The following is an 18,455-nucleotide window of genomic DNA, read 5'->3' on the forward strand; positions in this document are numbered from 1 at the left end:
TGGAGTCTTCAGTGAAGAGTGGCAAGAACGATCTCTACGGCGATTTGAAGCGCCAGATCCTGACGATGGAGCTGGATCCTGACGCCGATCTTGATGAGGTGAGCCTCAGCGTGCGTTACGGTCTTTCGCGCACCCCGGTTCGCGACATCTTCCGGCGGCTTGCGGGGGAGGGCTATATCGATATTCGCGAGAACCGCGGAGCTCGGGTCATTCCGATGAACCATGCGACGCTCAGGAACTTCTTTCTGGTTGCGCCGATGATTTACGCGGCGATCGGCCGCCTCGCGGTACAGAACTTCAAGCCGGCCCAGCTTGCCGATCTGAAGGAGACGCAGGAGCGTTTTCGCCAGGCCAGTGTGGACATGGACGCGTTTACGATGGTTCTCGAGAACAATCGTTTCCACGAAATCTTCGGCGAGATGTCGGCCAACGTCTATCTGCAGCCGAGCCTCGGCCGGCTCCTGATCGACCATGCGCGCATCGGGCACACCTTCTTCCGTCCGAGAAATCAGGACATGCGGCGCCGCCTGCAGGTGGCGGTCGAGCACCATGACAGCTTCATCGAGGCCTTGAGCGCTCACGACGAAGACGCCGTCGTCGACCTGGTCTTCGAGCATTGGGAACTGTCCCGCGAGAACATGGAAATGTTCATCGCGCCACAAGGACTTAAGTCGGACGCCCTGATCGGCGGTCCGAGCGTGCAATCATTGGAGAAACTGCCGTGAAGTTTGAAGGTATCTACACGCCTGCGATCACGCCGCTGAGCTCGGACGGGCAGATCGACCGGGCCGGGTTTGCTGCGGTCCTGGAATCCCTGATCGATGCCGGCGTGCATGGCATCATTGTCGGCGGATCGACGGGCGAATATTATGCCCAGAGCAGCCAGGAGCGTTTCGAGCTCGGCGCCTATGCCAAGGAGGTGATCGGCAACCGGTTGCCGCTGATCATCGGCACCGGCGCGACGCGCACCGAAGATTCGGTCGAATACGCCAAGGCGGCGAAGGACATCGGCGCCGATGCGATCCTGGTGTCGTCGCCTCCTTATGCCCTGCCGACCGAGCGCGAAAACGCCGTTCATGCGCTGACCGTCGACCGCGCCGCCAACCTGCCGATCATGCTCTACAACTATCCCGCCCGCATGGGTGTGATGATGGGCGAGGAGTATTTCTCCCGCGTCGGCAAATCCAAGAACGTGGTGGCGATCAAGGAAAGCTCCGGCGACATGGGCAACCTGCATCGGCTCGCCCGGAAGTTCCCGCACATCGCGCTGTCATGCGGCTGGGATGACCAGGCGCTCGAATTCTTCGCCTGGGGCGCCAGGAGCTGGGTCTGCGCCGGCTCCAATTTCCTGCCGCGCGAACATGTCGCGCTCTACGAGGCCTGTGTCATCGAGAAGAACTTCGACAAGGGCCGGGCGATCATGGCGGCGATGCTGCCGCTGATGGATTTCCTCGAATGCGGCAAATTCGTGCAGTCGATCAAGCATGGCTGCGAGATCATCGGCCTGAAAGCCGGTCCGGTCCGCGCGCCGCTGCGCGGACTGAACTCCGAAGAGAAAAGAACCCTTGAGACCGTTGTGTCCACCTTGAAGCGCACGGTCGCCCAGATCACCTCGGGAGCCAATCATGCATGAACCCTTGACCGCAGCCGAATACAAGGCAATCGCCGCCGGCCTTCAGTTCCCGACCAATGCCTTCATCGATGGCAGCTTCCGTCCGGCCAATTCCGGCAAGACGTTCAAGACGACCAATCCGGCCACCGGCGAACTTCTGGCGGACGTTGCCGCCTGTGACGCAAGCGATGTCGATTACGCCGTCCTCAAGGCAAGAGAGGCATTCGAGGATGGCCGCTGGCGTCAGCTATCGCCCGGCGAGCGCAAGGCGACGCTGATCAAGTTCGCCAAGCTGCTGGAAGACAACCGCCATGAACTGGCGGTGATGGAAAGCCTCGACAGCGGCAAGCCGGTTCGCGAATGCCAGACCGTCGACGTGCCCGATACCATCCACACCCTTCGCTGGCACGCCGAGGCAATCGACAAGCTCTATGACAACACCAATCCGGTCGGCCCGAATGCGCTGGCGATGGTGGTGCGCGAGCCGATCGGTGTCGTCGGCTGCGTGCTGCCCTGGAACTTCCCGCTTTTGATGCTCGCCTGGAAGATCGGCCCGGCATTGGCGGCCGGTTGCTCGGTCGTCGTCAAGCCGGCACAGGAGACGACGCTGACGACGCTGCGGGTTGCCGAACTTGCGCATGAAGCCGGCATCCCGGCCGGTGTCTTCAATGTCGTCACCGGCAGCGGCCGGGAGGTCGGCGAGCCGCTCGGCCTGCACATGGATGTCGACATGGTGGCCTTCACCGGCTCGACGCCGACCGGCCGGCGCTTCCTGCATTATTCCGCCGATTCCAACCTGAAGAAGGTCGTGCTCGAATGCGGCGGCAAGAACCCGGCCGTGGTGCTGGAGGATGCAGAGGATCTCGATCTCGTCGCCGAGCAGGTGGTGAATGGCGCCTTCTGGAACATGGGCGAAAACTGCAGCGCCAGTTCCCGCCTCATCGTCCATGCCAAGATCAAGGACGAGCTCTTGAAGCGCATCGGTGCCTATATGCGCGAGTGGAAGACGGGCGATCCGCTCGATCCGGAAAACCGCGTCGGTGCGCTGGTCAGCAAGAACCACTATGAGAAGGTCACCTCCTTCCTCGACGACGTCAAAAGCGAGAAGCTGACGATCGCCCATGGCGGCGAAACACATGGCGGCATCTTCGTCGAGCCGACGGTTGTCGACGGCGTTACCTCCTCCAGTCGGCTGTTCAAGGAGGAAATCTTCGGGCCAATCCTGTCGGTGACGACCTTCAACACGCTTGCCGAGGCCGTCGCCCTTGCCAACGACACCAATTATGGCCTGACGGCATCGGTCTATACCGGCAGCCTGAAGCATGCGATCCGCCTGTCGCGCGACATCCGGGCCGGCCTCGTCACGGTCAACTGCTTCGGCGAAGGCGACGCGACGACCCCGTTCGGCGGCTACAAGGAATCCGGCTTCGGCGGCCGCGACAAGTCGATCTTCGCACACGACAACTACTGCGAACTCAAGACCATCTGGATCGACATCTCCGATCGCTCCGTCGACGAGACCATCCGATGATTGAGAAGACGGTAAAGCGGCTTCCCGCGGAGAACGGCGTGTCGGGGTGGACTGCGATCAGCAAGCGCACCTTCCCCGTCCGCGTTCTCGAGGGCAATGTCACCGCCGATTGGGTGATCATCGGCGCAGGATTTGCCGGGCTGTCAGCGGCCCGGCGCCTTACACAAGTCAGGCCTGGCGACAAGGTCGTCGTACTCGATGCGCGGGAGGTCGCCGTGAATACCGCGGGACGAAACTCCGGCTTCATGATCGACGTCCCGCATAATCTTTCATCCGGAGAATATGCCAGTGGTGGTGCCGACGCCTCCAGAGTGGAAATGGCACAGAACCGGTTCGCCATCGGTTTTGCTGCCGACATAGCCGAAGAGTTTGGCATGTCGGCCGAGACGTTCAATAGATCGGGCAAGATCAATGCAGCCGCGACTGAGCGCGGGATGAAGCTCAATGAGAGCTTCGGGCATTCTCTGAAAGCCAATGGCGAGCCGCATACCTTCCTCGATGCGGTCGAAATGCGCGAACTTGCGGGAACCTCGTATTACCAAGGGGGCCTCTTCACGCCGGGTGCGGTAACGATCCAGCCTGCCGATTACATCCGGGGACTCGCAGCCGGTCTCGCGACCAAGGTCGATCTCTTCGAAAATTCACCCGTGACGTCGCTGAAACGGCAAAACGGGGTTTGGACGGCGATCTCGTCGCGGGGCACCGTCACGGCACCAAATGTCATCCTCGGCGTCAATGGCCATATCGAGGATTTTGGGCATTTCAGCCGGCGATTGATGCATATCTTCGCCTACGCATCGATGACCGCCCCCTTTCCGGCGGACCAGCAAGGTTGCGTTGTTTCGGGCCGAGACCGGTGGGCGCTGCTACCTGCAGATTCCATGGGGGCGACCCTCAGAAAATTCACCATGGACGGCCAATCGCGCATCGTCATCCGCACCAAATATACCTATGAGACCACCATTACGGCGTCGCAGTCCCGCATGATGAAGATGGCCAAAGGCCATCGCCGCGCTTTCGACGCTAGATTTCCCGGTCTTGCGGGATTGCCTTTCGAACACACCTGGTCCGGCCGTCTATGCCTGAGCCGGAACCATGCGCCCGCGTTCGGGGAGATAGAGGAAGGGCTGTATTCCGCCTGCTGCGAGAACGGTCTAGGCACGGTGAAAAGCACGCTGGCGGGTATCATGGCGGTCGATCTTGCCACCAGGAATATTTCGCCCGAACTTCGCCAGTTCATGGACAATCCAGCGCCCTCGAAGATTCCGCCGGAGCCATTCGCTTGGCTCGGCATCAATGGGGTGATCCGCTACCAGGAATTCCGTGCAGGCCGTGAAGGATGAGGCCGGACGTCTGAAGTCGGTGTCGTGAGCAAGAATAGGACACCTCTGAGCTTCGCGGCAGACGGTGCGCGGCAGACGGTGGTTGACCCTGTGAGGACGGCACTACGGAAGCCCATAAACTCAACGCTCACATGACTTTTTTCCGCGTGCTACTACGGCTCTGGAGTTCTGCAAGTCGATGAAGAATAGTTGGTAGTTGATATATCCGCGCAAGGAGGAGGTAATGACGACCACAGACAAAAAGACGGCGTGGTGACAGGGACGGCCGGAGGTGTTGATTTCCGCGCAGAACTGAGCCGGTTTTTCCACCGAAAAGTGAGCCACCTCTAAGTATGGTTTTCTGATCCGGGTTTGGTCAAGGGGTTGGCTTTTTCGCAGGGTCAAGATCTCGCCGAACCGTCGTCGGAGGGCCGGGATTGTCTGCGAGGAGGGCTTTTATCTGAATTACGGGCAAGCGCCTTGTCCAGGCGTTGATGAAACAACGTGACATCGCCCTTCGGGACTGTTGTGAACTACCTTACCAGCCATAGCTGAAGATAGCGCCACTGCCGTTATCTCCATCCTGTACCACGTCGGTTTCAGTATTTCGCCCATACTGGAAAATGCCATAGGCATTGTTGTTGCCATTCTGCTGCAACGTTGCGGAATGACCATTGCCCCGTTGCTGGATGAAGCCGAGGTTGCCACGTCCAACCTGGGCGATGCCAGCGGCGTTACTCCCGCCCAGCTGCCGGATGTCGGCGTCTTTGAGACCGCGGTAGAGCGAATAGACGCGCAGCCCGGTTGAGAAAAGACCCGCATCCTCGGCATTGTCCGGTGCAAGGTTGAACGAGATCCGGCCGCCGGCATAGGCTGGTACAGACAAAGCTACTTGCCCAAGGCTCGCGGCAAGAAGAGTGACGGTAAGGATCGTAAGCACGTTGCGGGTCATCTTGATCTCCATTTGCCGGCTGCCTTAGCCGATGATCAACTTTCGCATCTTTAAGCTGAACTCAGTCGGAATTGCCCGTTCAGTTGTCGTTCAGTCGTTGCGGCCTTATCGAAAGCAAAAGGGCGCCAGAAACCGGCGCCCTTTTAAAGAGATCTGCAGGGTGTGGAGGCCGATCAGTTGCCGTGGATCTGCTTCGTGCAGCTAAAACTCTTATCCCCGATCACGACATCGAGTGTCGCCTTGTATTCGGTTCCCTTGGAGTCGAGCGAGACGGAGCTGAGGGTTGCCGCATGTCCCGCCGTCGCATCAAAGTCGCCACTCTGGTTGATCGTGGAGCTTCCGCCATCTCCTGATTTCTCGACATGGAAGGTGTAAGTCCCGCCGACGTGCTTGTCGGCGTGGACGAGCGCATCCAGTCTCACCATACCTGCTCCAGGTGTTGCTTTGATTTCGCAAAGCTGCGCCTCGTCAGATTGGTTGGCAGTCGTCACGGCCGCAACTGCGCCGACGGGAAGCAGGACCAGCGCGACAATCGCCATCAGGCGGCGTTGATGTTTGACGCTATTCGGCATGGATCGTCTCCTCTAATGGTTTGCTGTTGCGATCTTGACCTCATTTTGCGTCATCACGCAGCGGCTTACGGGCAGGCCTGGACGAAGGCCGCGACATTGCCGTTGCCACCCTGACTGACATTGGCGCTGCAGCCACGACCGACCTGGACACCAGCCGCGATGTTGCCATTGCCGTCCTGGGTAAGGATGGTCGTGTGGTTGGAACCAAACTGGCCGATGCCGGCCACGTTGCGGTCGCCGTTCTGATAGGTGGCGCCATAGTTGTCATTGCCTTCCTGACCGACAGCCGAAAGGTTATGACGCCCATATTGATGGCCGATAATCCGGTTGTAGCCACCGTTCTGGTAGGTTCTGATCCGGTTTCCGTACCCTTCCTGCGCGCCACCGGCAGAGTTCGACCAGCCATACTGTTCGATACGCACATCGTTGGCCATGGCGGGAGCTGCGGCGGTGAGACCAACGAGTGCGACGAGTGCGGTTGCAATGAAAGACGTGCGGATCATGACTGTGTCTCCTCAGGCGGATAGGACCGCGGTTGAACGTCTTTCTTCTAGACGCCCGCGTTGGAACGGAAGCTGAAGGCACCATTCAGTCGGGGTTCATTCGCAGAGATCGGAGCCCGCGGAAACTGCGGACGACCCGCAACTTGATTGATCGCGCCGCTGAGTTGCTCGGTAAGACGCGCACGGATTTCATGTTGGAGGTGTCCGAGCGACGTGCCGAGGAGGTGCTGCTCGACCGCACTATCTTCACAGTAAGCCCCGAAATCTATGCCGAATACCTTGCCCGGCTCGATGCGCCTGCGCAGCTCAATGAGCGTCTAACACGCACCATGTCGACTAAAGCGCCGTGGGATGAGGCGTGACCCTCAGCGCACCGGCACCCCTGGCCGATCATCATGAGCTGGCCGAATTCAATTCCGGCGTCCCTGAACTGGACGACTGGCTGCTTCGCCGCGCCCGTTCCAATCAAGCAGGCGGGGGATCGCGGACCTTCGTCGTGTGCGAGGGAAGCCGCGTTATCGCCTATTACGCGCTCGCCTCCGGCGCGGTAAGACAGCCGGAAGCACCTGGCCGTTTTCGGCGCAATATGCCTGATCCAATCCCGGTCGCTGTGCTTGGTCGCCTCGCCATTGATCAATCCTACCAGGGGCGTGGTATTGGCAGGGCATTGGTGCGCGACGCGAGCCTGCGCCTGCTCAATGCCGCTGAAATACTAGGCATCCGAGGCGTGCTGGTTCCTGCGATTTCAGATGACGCACGAGTCTTCTATGAGGCTGTCGGCCTCCTGTCTTCTCCGTCTGACCCCATGATGCGGATGGTCGGATTGCCCGACCTCAACAATGCACTGAACCCCTAAGCGGAACTCATCAATAATTTCGGTTGAGTGCATTCCATCTCGCATCTAAGCCGCTGAAATTGCGGCAGAACGTCCCGACATGAAATGAGGCGCCGTGAGTCCTGATCCCATCAAGAGCTTACATCGAGCGATGACAAGGGATCCTCCGCCGAGACAAAAGAAATTGCCGCCAGTCTTTACATGGACTTGTAAAGCCTACGGATCATGCAGGTGAACGGTGCTCAAAATACTTCGCGAAGTCTTGGAGCGGAACCGGCTTGCCGAACAGATAGCCTTGCCCGATTTCGCAGCCGAATTCGTTTAGACTATCAGCTTGCCCACTCGTCTCGATGCCTTCGGCCACGGTGGTCATTCCAAGCGCATCGGCGATCGACGTGAATGCTTTTACCAGTTCTCTGCTGCGATGATCTTTGGCCATTTGGGCGACGAAAGAACGATCAATCTTCAGAACGTCAATGGGAAAACGACTGAGATAAGCAAGCGCCGAATGGCCGGTTCCAAAATCGTCAATGGCAATACTTAGCCCCATCGTCCGCAGCTTTTCCAGAGTCGCTTGGACACTGGCCTCGTCATCAAGCAGCAAGCTTTCGGTGATTTCACATTCCAACCATTCCGCTCGGCAACCCGTCTGCGTCAAGGCGAGTTCAATCTGTTTTGCAAGGTCGTTCTGCTTAAATTGCCGAGGCGAAAAATTGATGGCGATTTTCAGTGGCTTACTGCGCTTGGAGTTCCAGTCGATAGCCGTTTGCGCGGCTGCTCGAATAACCCAGTCGCCAATCTCGATTATCGTCCCATTTTCCTCAGCGATGGTGATGAAGGAATTGGGCATCAAGAGTCCGAGCTCAGGATGCCACCAGCGCAGTAATGCCTCGGCACCGATAATTTCGCCGGACGAGAGGTTCACCTTTGGCTGATAATAGAGTTCCAGCTCATTATTGGCACATGCGGTGTGTAAGGCATTACCGAGCTTCACTCGCAGTCTTGCCTGCACGGTAAATGCTTCATCGTAATACTGAAAATTGTTCCTGCCTCTTGCTTTTGCCTCATACAGGGCGGCGTCGGCGTGAGCAAAGAGATCGCGAGGGGAGGCGCCATCGTCCGGGTAGCATGCTATTCCTAGACTGCCCGACACTAGCATATCGCGGCCGTCAAAATGGAAAGGCCGGGCTATTGCCGTCAACAACCGGTTGGTGATTTCTGTTACATCTTGGCGACGTCTTACATCCTGCAGAAAAATCGCGAACTCGTCGCCGCCAAGGCGGGCAAAATTGTCGGAATGCCGCAGCTCGGCCGAGAGACGCCGGGCGACCTCGCAGAGGAGCTGATCACCTGCCGCATGGCCGAGCGTATCGTTCACGTCCTTGAAATTGTCGAGATCCAGTATGATGAGCGCGAATTGCTCCTTCTTGGCTTCAGCGTCGGCAAGTATGGTTTCAAACACGCGGTTGAACCGGGCGCGATTGGGAAGTCCCGTGAGGGCGTCGAAATAGGCGAGCTTCTGTATATCTTCTCGGTGCGAAACGGCTTCCGTAATGTCGCGCATCAATACCAGAACGGTCGAGACCTTGCCGTCGGTATTGATTTCCGGTGTAAAGCGAGCGTGCAGCCAGTTGTTAGATCCCGAGGTTGACTTGTAGCTCGTCTCCAGTTCGGCCTCTTGGCCGGTCCTCAGGACAGATCGCAGCGTCTCAAGATAATCAGCGGGAATGCCCGTGATATCGCCTTCGGCTGCAGGCAGGCCGATGACCTCTTTTGGATCAATTCCACCTAGAAAGCGGCGCATTGCGGGATTGGCGTGCAATCGGCGAAATTCGCAATCATAACGAATCATCCCATCAGGAGAGTGTTCTGCGAGGGAAGCGATTTCGCGCGATTGCTGCGCCAATGTTTCTTCCATGACCTTGCGGTCATGAATATCCAGCAGTGTTCCCACCACACGCAACGGCCGACCATGCTCGTCGCGATCGACGACTTTGCCGAGATCTTCAACCCACTTGTATGAACCATTTCGTTGGCGAATACGGATTTCCGCTTTTTGCTGAGGGGTATTGCCGTTCAAATGCTGCGTGCGGGTGTCAACGTACTTCTGAAGATCCTCTGGATGGATGCGTGCAAACCAGCTTTCCTCAGAGGAAAGCTCCTTCAGGTCAACGTCGAGGATTTCGCAAGTGCGGGGTGAATAGAAACCTGTATTGTCTTCGCCGTTCCATTCCCATATGCCGATTTCCGCGCTTTCGAGTGCGAGTTCAGAGCGAATCTGAGACGTGTATAGCTCGGCCTGCGTTTTCCGGAGCTCTGTGAGGTCCTGCACGAAGGCAAGAAAGCGCAAGGTTTCATCAGGTCTTGTTATATCTCCTGAGATTGTCGCCATTTCCACTCGGGTATCGATTAAATGCCCATCACGATGGAAATATTGTTTGGAGATTGTCGTCCGTCCGTTACCCGCCTGCAAAAGCGCCTGCATGGCCTCGCGGTTGATACTGATATCGCCGGCCGGTGTAACCTCACGGGCGTAACGCCCGGAGAGCTCCTCACGGGTGTAACCCAGCAATCCCGCGAATACTTCATTCACTTTCAGATAGCGACCGTGTGAATCGATCAGCGCCGCGCCGAATGGTCCATATTCGAATGCTTCGCGAAACAACCGGTCACGCTGATCTATACTGTCAGGTTCGTGTTCGTATTCATACGCAATTCCGGTCAGGATCATTGAGCGGTGATGGTGTGCCCCTGCATGGCATTGAAATTGGATGATTTTGCCGGGGCTGTTGGGTGCATCAACCTTTAGTTTTAGGTCTTGCCATTGATCGCCGTCCGACGAAGCGGAGCGCAAGGCAATGGCTTGTAGCCAGGGCGCCAGCGCTCTACCTACAGCCTCCCGCATTTGATGCCGATCAACCTTCTCTGGAAACTGATTGAGAAGCCGATCGAGTTCGCTGGACCACCAAAGGTCACCGGTTCCAACGTCGAATGACCAGGAAGCCAGATTAGCGATTGATAGGTACGCCATCTGGCGCGTTTTGTTGCTATCGACGGCATTTGCCCGAACTAACATGTCGGCGTTCTGCGCCTCGGCACACGGTTCGCTCGACAGAACGTCAAACCGCTTCTGGACCGGATAAGCTGTATTGGCGTGCTTTCCACTCATACGATCGATCTACGATAAGCCGAAGCCTATCCCTTTCTAACATTTTTCTATTTGCCTCATGCACTCTCCGGATTTTCCGGATTGAGGCGGTTCTCGTTACTGCTATCAACGCGCTGCACCTATTTGGCCGCTAAGGGCTGAACGTGGTGGTCAACGCCGCCTCTCCACGAAAGAGCGAAAAGGTCTCGCGTGACCAGCAGCAACAAGGAAAGGTTCTGGCGAGGAAGCCTATTGAGGAAAGGAATGCACGTTTCATCCGATACTCCCGCGGAATGAAGTACAGGAGCTCGTCATAACTCCTGTCTGTGGGGAATTCTGGGAAATGATCCGATCGAGTCATTCGAGCGGTGGGATGAAATGCCGCTTCTGGGGACGTCCAAAGTAAAGCAGGCCAGATAATCTATTTGCCTGAAATCATTTAACGAAATCCTGTTTTCGCTTTGCCTACTCCACCGTTCGCTCGACGAATGAGGGTTTCCATGCGCAAAATGGACTGTTGGCGCGCAAAATGGATGTTCTCGTGTCCAATTAAGCTTTACGCTGTTGGCAACGGTGGACAAGGCCGCCGCCTTGAGCGGAAGTGAGATTATCGCCGACCAAGGTATGTCAAGCAGGTTGGGAGCATTTTGAGCCGGATAAAGGGCGGAAGTATGGGAATATGGTTGCCAAAAAAGCGCCGCCCAAACGGGTTTGAGCGAGGGAAGCAAATGGAGTCAAGCCGGGCCCAAAAGACATTTTAGGATGTGCAATGCCGGCAGTAACAGAGCCGTCCGCAATCTCGCGAGGCAGGTCCATAGCTTTCAAATTCATTCTCAGACCGGTCGCCCTGCGCGACCAAACACTTCCGCGACTGAAGGCTGCAAATCGATAATTGTGCTTGGACGCCCGAGCTATGCAGATTAGTATGCCAGCTCTAAACGTCAGATTTCTTTCCATTTTCTCCCCCTGCCGACCACGTATAGGCGGGGCTTTTTTAGAGCATAGTCTAGGTGGATTATTGCCGGTTGGCCGCTTCGAGATCTCAGACATCGCGCCAAACCACACCAATAAGGACTCGTTCACCATAACCGCAGCTTCGTCCCAGTCGTGAATCGACGTTCACCCGAGGATAACTTCGCTGACGCAGAGTGATCTTTCACATCTATTCCGAGGAATTCCCTTGATTAAAGGCGCCATTGCTGACGGCAAACTGCCAGTCTCGATCCCCGAGGCGGAGCTGGCTCCGAACACAGCCATGTTGCGCAGAACGTCGGAGGACTTTCGCCACGAAGCTGACTTGGCTGGACGCCAGCGTTGGCTGGAGAACATGATCAACCAGATCCCTGATTATATATATGCGAAGGATTTGGAAGGACGTTTTCTGTTTGCGAACCAAGCGGTCGTCTTCAACAACGGGCTGTCCCATCTGAAGGATTTGGTCGGGCGGACCGATTTCGACTTTCTGCCGAGCCACATCGTTCAAATAGCCGCCGATGTTGAACGCCATGTGGCCGAGACAGGGCAGCCCCATTTCGGTAGCGAGGAGTTGGCGTTTCGCGGCGATCGGGAACGATGGCTGATGATCACGCGTGTCCCGTTGCGAGACGCATCCGGAAAAATCGTGGGCACTATCGGGGCTTCCCGTGACATCACCGAGCAGAAATCGGCAGAACGACGGATGCGCTCTCAGTCCTATCTGCTCGAAATGATAGCGCGCGGAATGCCCCTCTCCGATTTTCTCGAAGAACTTGCCCGGATGATTGAGGGATTCGCAGACGGTGTGCACGCTGCGCTCCTGACGATTGCGCCAGATACAGGGGAGCTGCGTCTGGCGGCTGCGCCTAGCTTGACGGAGGAATATCGCAGGCGTGTCAATGCAACATTCATTCGTACCATTCCCACAGATCTCACGGCCACCGCCGCGGCACTCAAGCTCGTCTTTGATCAGGCGGGTATCTCTGAACTTGACCATCAGTGCCACTGTTTGGCAATTTCCGACGTCGATGGCCAGGTCGAAGGTGTCCTCGCTCTCTATTCGTCTGAGGGTACACGGTATCAGCCTGGTTTTTCCGATTTTGTTTCGATTGCTTTGCACATGGCCGGGATTGCAATCAGCCGCCATCGCGCGGAGGCTCGGATTGGGTTTCTCGCTGATCATGATCCTCTGACGGGGATGGCCAATCGTGCCTTGCTAGATCGACAACTCACCCTTGCAATGCAAACAGCCGATTCCGTAGGGAGTGAAGTCGCACTGGCATTCCTTGATCTCGACAATTTCAAGCTCGTCAATGATAGCCTCGGTCACTCGGTCGGCGACCAACTGCTGAAGATCGTCGCTGACAGGATCTGCGAGCTGACAAGTGACCAGGGGTCTCTCGCTAGAATTGGGGGGGACGAGTTCGTGATCATTCTTGAGCAAATGGATATTAACGGCTGCCTAGGTCGATTGTCTGCAATAAAAGAGGCGGTTGCGCGCCCGATCGCACTCAACGATATCGAACTCAGGGTGACCTGTAGCATCGGTGTCGCCAGTTATCCGAGCCACGGCAAGACTGCAGGAGACTTGCTCGCTTTCGCGGATATGGCCATGTATCGGGCGAAGGAGCTGGGTCGGGACGGAATCGCTTTATTCACGCCGGAAATGACCGCCACCGTCCGAAGGAAGCTCTCCCGGACCGACGAACTCCGGCAAGCGCTTCTCCGCGACGAGTTTGTGCTGCACTACCAGCCGCAGGTGGACCTCCAAACAGGCAGGATCGTTGGGGCCGAAGCGTTGGTCCGCTGGAACCATCCGAGCGAGGGTCTTGTCTATCCCGGAGATTTTATTGCGCTTGCCGAAGAGACGGGCCTAATCATGCCCATTGGCGAATGGGTACTCCAGACGGCGTGTAGGCAGGCCAAGGCATGGCAGGACAAGGGGCTCGAACCAATTAGGATCAGTGTCAATGTCTCCGCCAGACAGTTCCAGGAAAAGTGTTTGATGGAGACTGTGGCGAACGCGTTGAGCGAGAGCGGGCTCGATCCAACATGGCTTGAGCTTGAGATTACCGAGAGCCTGATCATGAAGGACCTCGCCAGCTCGATTGCTAGAATGCACGAATTGGAGAAGTTGGGAGTAAAGCTCGCGGTCGATGATTTCGGAACAGGCTATTCGAGCCTCAGTGCGCTTAAGAGATTTCCATTGTCGCGCCTCAAGATTGACCGGTCATTTATCGCTGATATTCCGCACGACGCCGACGATATGGCTATAACCTCGGCAATCATCTCGCTGGCCCAGAAACTGGATTTGGAGGTGATCGCCGAAGGTGTTGAGACGGAGGAGCAGGCTCGGTTCCTCGTTGATAGTGGTTGCAATGAGATTCAGGGGTACCTCTTTAGCCGGCCCGTTGAAGAGGAGCGCTTCTGTCGCTTGGCACTTAATCAAGAGAGCGCGACCGTTCTAATGACGTTTGACACCAAAATATGAGAATCGTAACGGCAGATTTCCAAGCCTCAATGCACTCTCGCAGGAGGTAAGATCCTGTTTTCTTTGAAGTTGTGGGCTCACTTCCAAAGTGTTTGACTATGAAGCACGCCGCAGCCGAAGCTCAGTTTAAATGGAAAACGGCCCGGCGCCGTTCTCCATTTAGATGCCAGTTCTCAAGTTTACTTCAATGCTAACTAACTGATGTCGTTAAGACAGGATTTTTGCGATTAGGTGCCAAGTGACAGATAACACCGCTGTCGAGGGATACTGGTCATCCTCAACTCGACGACGCGGTTTTGGCGGGAGGGTCGGATGTTTTACCTTCGGCCCCTGTTCCCTCAACGATCTCAAACTGGAAGAGTTGCTGATCCTTGGTTGCAGGATAGAGCTCGGCAAATGCGGGGATCCGAGAAAGAAGCGCCTCGCCCAATGCAATACCAATCTCACGGGTATCAAATCGAAACCTTGTGAGCGGTGAGGGGAGGGTGCGTAGGCGACCATCCTCGAGGCTGATGATGGCGATATCCCGACCAGGCTCCAGACCGCCTTCTCCGAGGCGCCTATAGACGCCCGAAGCCAAAGCTTCGTTGATTAGGATTATACCTGTCGGCGGATCGGCATTCTTAAGGAAAGTATCGCAGGCCGCTGATGCACTGGCTTCATCGAGCATCACATGAGCAACAAGCTCCGGGTCGAATGGCATGCCACGCGCTGCCAAGGCGTGTTTGTAGCCCTCCAAAGTGATGCGCCCGAAATTCAACGGGCCGACGGGCACCATCACCGCAATTCTTTTGTGTCCGGACCGATAAAGCCGATCGACCGATTGTTCCGCAAAATTCTCGAAATCGAGGTCGATCCATGCGTGCTCGGGGCGAGACCCAGTTCGCCCCAGGGTTATAAAGGGCATGCCGGCCTGCGCCAAAACTCCAACGCGTTTGTCATTCGGCCGTGTGGCAGAGAGAATGAGCGCGTCGACAAAACGTCGCGCCACAACGTCTCTGACAAAGTCCACGGGATCCTCGTCGGCGCTGCATGGAAGGACGACCAGATTGAGGGCATGACGATGCATCACACTTTGAACACCGTCAGAGATCGACATGAGGAATTGGTCTATGAGTCCGGCAAGTTTCGGATGTGTCTCGATCATAAAGCCAACTGTCCTCGATAGGCCCTGCCGTAGGCTGCGTCCGGACTGAGTTGGCTGATATCCAAGCAGCCGGGCGCATTCGACCACGCGTGTTCGCAGATCCTCGTTAACGTATGGATGACCGTTAAGCGCGCGCGAGACGCTTGCAACGGAGACGTTCAAATGCGCTGCGATGTCCCTGATTCCGACCATAAATTACTCTTAACTTTCGTGGATGCGTGGCCAAGTAACAGTGTCTTGAAATAGACCGTTGACAGCAGAACATACAAGCGTTTATTTGTGTAAACGTTACATATGTAAACGTTACTCAATAAGAGGAATGGCCCTGTAAGAGCTATGATGATTGCGAGTAGCCGGTTGGTCATACTCTCACTTGTTAGGCGAGACCCAAGGTGTCCCGCGGTATTGCCTTGGAGGAAGGCGCTCGGCTGATTTGGCTTTAATTGAAGAGTAAAATTGCACCGCGATCCGTTCACCTCTCGAATAAAAACCGGGAAGGGAGTTCTGTGCGGCGCTCCAGGCGTCCCATTGCTGCATCGCGCTAAGTTGATCCGCAATTCTTTATGCGGAGGTGGAAGCGCGAACGGTGTTGCGATTAAGGAGGAACGCAAGCGTGGGTGGTCAAGAAAGGGTTTCCCGTTTCAACGTCAGTGAAGCCGGCGTCGACGAACTCCGTAAGCACTATGCCGAAACCCTCAAACCGGCACTCGTAAACACAATCGCTGGTAGCAAAGCGATTTCTGTCGCAGACCAGCATTTTTCCATTGGTGAATTCGGCATTTGGGCCGGCAATTGTCCCCCCGACATGGAGATCTGTATCTCCGACCCCCCGGATATGTATGCTATGTATCTTCCGCTGACTGAAGCGTTAGAGTTCGAGATACGTGGACAACGACATTTGTTGGCTCCAGGGACGATTTTCGCATGCGACCTCGGGCATTCGAATTCTCTGCGGTTCCGCCCCAATCGAAGCCATATCGGCATTGGATTTAGCCGCAAAGCGCTTACGCAGCAACTCAGCGAGATGATTGACGCGCCCGTCATGCAAGATATCGAGTTGATGGTAACCGCCGACACCCGCAATGGTCCGGGCCGCAAGTTGGCGGCAATGTGCAAGCTACTGTGGACCGACCTTGTGACGAACGCGAATGATTTCATCGCAACGCATTCCAATGAAATGCTTGTTCGCACAATCATGGTGACGCTGCTGGAATCGTTCCCGCATCGATATTCCGCCTTGCTAAATCGTCGTCAGCCCTCGGCCGTTCCTAGACACGTTAAACGAGCGATTGACTTCATGATGGCGCAGATTGCGTCTCCGCTGACGATAGAGGACATTGCCCGTGAAGCTGGCGTCAGTGTCCGTGGGCTACAGGCGGCTTTCCGGCAATTCAAGGACATGACGCCAATGGCCTATCTGCGCCAGCTACGCCTTGATGGGGTAAGGTGTGAGCTCAAATCGGGGAGGTCGCGGGATGTGCTGATCTCCGACATCGCCAAGCGCTGGGGCTTTTCCCACATGGGTCGATTCTCCGCCCTGTATGTCAGAGCCTTCGGCGAGACGCCGCGCCAGACATTGGATCGTTAGAAGTAGCTGCCAATCGGAAACCGCGGGAGGGGCGGCTGAATTGGCGACACCTTTTCTCTTGATGACAGAAAGCATCACCATCTCGGCACACCGCGATGCCGGCAAGAGGAGCATCTAGTATCTCTTCGCCGCCGGCGGTGCCCGCCTGCCATTTGCGGCTTCCCAGCGCATCATCGGTAGCCGTCGGCAGCACGAAGAGTGGACCGACGCCAAAGGTGACACTGCTTCGGCAGAGTGAAGATATCCATCAGCGTCAGGTCGCCAAGCGCGGACACGTAGCCGTCCGGAGCATCCGGCGAAGCGGCAACAGTCAGCGTGAAGCGGAAGACTTGCGGCAAACCACCGAGATCCGGACGGCAGTAAGCCGCGCAGCAGAAACTGGTTCTTCTGACGTCCCACGGTGGAAATCCTTCGCCAGGACCTCCGCGTCGTCCGCGGCAAATGCTTCAAGGATTGGGAACATCACGCGTCACGAACATCGGGAGGCTTGGGAGCAGAGACGCAAGGATCTATTCTATCCTTACGGCAAAACCTTCTCCGCGACGTTCGGCGATGACGACGGCTGACACTTCGAAAGCGCGACGTCACCCCAGAATCCGGCTCCTCCCAGCGATTGAAAGTAAATCGTTACGAATATTGGTACGACAAAATGGTTCAAGGCGTCGGAGTTGCATTTGTCTTACCAGGCCGCATCGTTGCCCTTCGTTCCGAGTCGCCTCCTGTCAATCAGGTCGAGGAACGAGCCCGACTGGCCCATCTCCACTCTCAAGTGCGTCGAGACGAACATTGGAGAGCTGGAGCCAGGGGGGATTGTCGGCATACATTTCGCGGATAATCTGCTTTATCGATTCGATCCGGCCTCTACCTTCGTTACGTCGATAGCTCATGATGATTGGCGACGTCGCCTTCTCGTCGGCAATCATACGATAGCAGACATCGTCAGGGCGTTGGCGCTGCGAAGCCGCGGGGATGATGGACAGGCCGGCGCCCGCGGCTACCATGCCCAGCGCCGTTTGAATTTCACGGACCTCCTCGACATGCCCGAGATTGACATTGAGCTCGCCGAGCAAAGTCAAGGTTTCGTCAGCAAAGCTTGGCCTCGGTGTAGAGGGATAGATGACCAGGGATTCGCCCTCGAGGTCGCGAAGGGCGATGGGTTCGTTTGACATGGACTTCGGATGGTTTTTGGGAAAGGCGACGACAAGCCGCTCCTCCCGCAACGTCAGCCGTTCGACTTCCCTGTCGTTGAAGCGCACCCTGCCGAACCCTAAATCGATGCGCCGCTCCTTGAGCGCGGTCACCTGTTCGGTCGACATCATTTCGCGGATCTCGATATCGAGATCGGGCCAACGCTGCCGCATGCGCCTAACGAGCTCCGGCATGCCTCCATAGAGCGTCGAGCCGACACAGCCGATGATGAACCGTTCGCGCTGCGCCTTTCCTATTCTCCGCGTCTGCTCACGGATATGGTCGAGCCGCGCCGTGATCTGCGAGGCCTGTTCGAAGAAGAATCGTCCTGCTTCCGTCAAGCTCAGGGGCCGCTTGGATCGGTCGATCAGATGCACGTCCAGTTCCTCCTCCAGCTGCTGGATTTGCCGGCTAAGCGGTGGCTGGGCAATGTGGAGGATTTCGGCTGCGCGCGAGAAGTTGCGCTCGGTGGCGACCGCGACGAAGTAGCGGAGTTGGCGTAGCTCCATGCCTATTATACCTCCTGGGTATGAAGTTCGACTTATATAGTTTTGGACCTGACACTAAGCGAGCGCTAGCCTTCCTGTAAAT

At 56.7% G+C, this 18,455-nt stretch carries 15 protein-coding genes and 1 pseudogene; 8 read left to right on the forward strand and 8 right to left on the reverse strand.

Features of this window, described 5'->3' with window-relative positions; translation table 11 throughout:
* The first annotated feature begins 11 nt into the window (after positions 1-11).
* The 4 genes from ACXHXG_RS15195 to ACXHXG_RS15210 are packed head-to-tail and all read left to right on the forward strand — an operon-like array spanning position 12 to position 4,486.
* Positions 12-725, forward strand: coding sequence for a GntR family transcriptional regulator (locus tag ACXHXG_RS15195; RefSeq protein ID WP_457899803.1), 714 nt, complete (start codon positions 12-14; stop codon positions 723-725).
* Positions 722-1,633, forward strand: a complete 912-nt coding sequence (locus ACXHXG_RS15200; RefSeq protein WP_285169109.1) for a dihydrodipicolinate synthase family protein — start codon at positions 722-724, stop codon at positions 1,631-1,633. The genes ACXHXG_RS15195 and ACXHXG_RS15200 overlap by 4 nt, the downstream gene beginning before the upstream one ends.
* The gene (locus ACXHXG_RS15205) at positions 1,626-3,143 is read left to right on the forward strand and encodes an aldehyde dehydrogenase (RefSeq protein ID WP_260304528.1); all 1,518 of its coding nucleotides are present in this window, start codon (positions 1,626-1,628) and stop codon (positions 3,141-3,143) included. Before ACXHXG_RS15200 ends, ACXHXG_RS15205 begins: the two co-directional genes overlap by 8 nt.
* The gene (locus tag ACXHXG_RS15210; protein WP_457899804.1) at positions 3,140-4,486 is read left to right on the forward strand and encodes an NAD(P)/FAD-dependent oxidoreductase; all 1,347 of its coding nucleotides are present in this window, start codon (positions 3,140-3,142) and stop codon (positions 4,484-4,486) included. Before ACXHXG_RS15205 ends, ACXHXG_RS15210 begins: the two co-directional genes overlap by 4 nt.
* A gap of 517 nt (positions 4,487-5,003) precedes the next feature.
* Here the strand turns inward: ACXHXG_RS15210 and ACXHXG_RS15215 are convergent.
* The 3 genes from ACXHXG_RS15215 to ACXHXG_RS15225 all read right to left on the reverse strand — a co-directional run bounded on the left by ACXHXG_RS15215 (position 5,004) and on the right by ACXHXG_RS15225 (position 6,492).
* Positions 5,004-5,417: a curlin gene (locus ACXHXG_RS15215; RefSeq protein ID WP_457899805.1), complete on the reverse strand. Its 414-nt coding sequence runs from the start codon at positions 5,415-5,417 to the stop codon at positions 5,004-5,006.
* A 173-nt stretch (positions 5,418-5,590) separates the two neighbouring features.
* Positions 5,591-5,989 carry a curli-like amyloid fiber formation chaperone CsgH gene (csgH, locus tag ACXHXG_RS15220; RefSeq protein ID WP_457899806.1) on the reverse strand — a complete coding sequence of 133 codons (399 nt, stop codon included), beginning with the start codon at positions 5,987-5,989 and terminating at the stop codon, positions 5,591-5,593.
* A gap of 65 nt (positions 5,990-6,054) precedes the next feature.
* Positions 6,055-6,492: a curlin gene (locus ACXHXG_RS15225; RefSeq protein ID WP_283052916.1), complete on the reverse strand. Its 438-nt coding sequence runs from the start codon at positions 6,490-6,492 to the stop codon at positions 6,055-6,057.
* A gap of 83 nt (positions 6,493-6,575) precedes the next feature.
* Between ACXHXG_RS15225 and ACXHXG_RS15230 the strand changes: the two genes are divergently transcribed.
* Both ACXHXG_RS15230 and ACXHXG_RS15235 read left to right on the forward strand, forming a co-directional pair.
* Complete coding sequence (locus tag ACXHXG_RS15230) at positions 6,576-6,854, forward strand: type II toxin-antitoxin system TacA family antitoxin (RefSeq protein WP_457900013.1); 279 nt, start codon at positions 6,576-6,578, stop codon at positions 6,852-6,854.
* The gene (locus tag ACXHXG_RS15235; RefSeq protein ID WP_457899807.1) at positions 6,851-7,348 is read left to right on the forward strand and encodes a GNAT family N-acetyltransferase; all 498 of its coding nucleotides are present in this window, start codon (positions 6,851-6,853) and stop codon (positions 7,346-7,348) included. Before ACXHXG_RS15230 ends, ACXHXG_RS15235 begins: the two co-directional genes overlap by 4 nt.
* Positions 7,349-7,550: 202 nt before the next feature.
* Here ACXHXG_RS15235 and ACXHXG_RS15240 read toward each other — a convergent pair whose 3' ends face one another.
* Entirely contained in the window at positions 7,551-10,496 is a 2,946-nt protein-coding gene (locus ACXHXG_RS15240) for a sensor domain-containing protein (protein ID WP_457899808.1), read from the reverse strand.
* Positions 10,497-11,655: 1,159 nt separating this feature from the next.
* Here ACXHXG_RS15240 and ACXHXG_RS15245 point away from each other — a divergent pair.
* The gene (locus ACXHXG_RS15245; protein WP_457899809.1) at positions 11,656-13,941 is read left to right on the forward strand and encodes an EAL domain-containing protein; all 2,286 of its coding nucleotides are present in this window, start codon (positions 11,656-11,658) and stop codon (positions 13,939-13,941) included.
* A 277-nt stretch (positions 13,942-14,218) separates the two neighbouring features.
* On the opposite strand, the gene ACXHXG_RS15250 is transcribed toward ACXHXG_RS15245, so the two are convergent.
* Complete coding sequence (locus ACXHXG_RS15250; protein ID WP_457900014.1) at positions 14,219-15,088, reverse strand: substrate-binding domain-containing protein; 870 nt, start codon at positions 15,086-15,088, stop codon at positions 14,219-14,221.
* Between the two features lie 63 nt (positions 15,089-15,151).
* Positions 15,152-15,280, reverse strand: a pseudogene (locus tag ACXHXG_RS15255) (LacI family DNA-binding transcriptional regulator); the annotation flags it as partial.
* Positions 15,281-15,701: 421 nt separating this feature from the next.
* Between ACXHXG_RS15255 and ACXHXG_RS15260 the strand changes: the two are divergent.
* Positions 15,702-16,676 carry an AraC family transcriptional regulator gene (locus ACXHXG_RS15260; RefSeq protein ID WP_260304512.1) on the forward strand — a complete coding sequence of 325 codons (975 nt, stop codon included), beginning with the start codon at positions 15,702-15,704 and terminating at the stop codon, positions 16,674-16,676.
* 170 nt (positions 16,677-16,846) lie between these two features.
* On the opposite strand, the gene ACXHXG_RS15265 is transcribed toward ACXHXG_RS15260, so the two are convergent.
* Positions 16,847-17,014 carry a hypothetical protein gene (locus ACXHXG_RS15265; protein ID WP_457899810.1) on the reverse strand — a complete coding sequence of 56 codons (168 nt, stop codon included), beginning with the start codon at positions 17,012-17,014 and terminating at the stop codon, positions 16,847-16,849.
* Positions 17,015-17,398: 384 nt separating this feature from the next.
* Entirely contained in the window at positions 17,399-18,373 is a 975-nt protein-coding gene (locus tag ACXHXG_RS15270) for a LysR family transcriptional regulator (protein WP_457899811.1), read from the reverse strand.
* Positions 18,374-18,455 lie beyond the last annotated feature (82 nt).

Source organism: Rhizobium sp. LEGMi-198b (assembly GCF_054114205.1).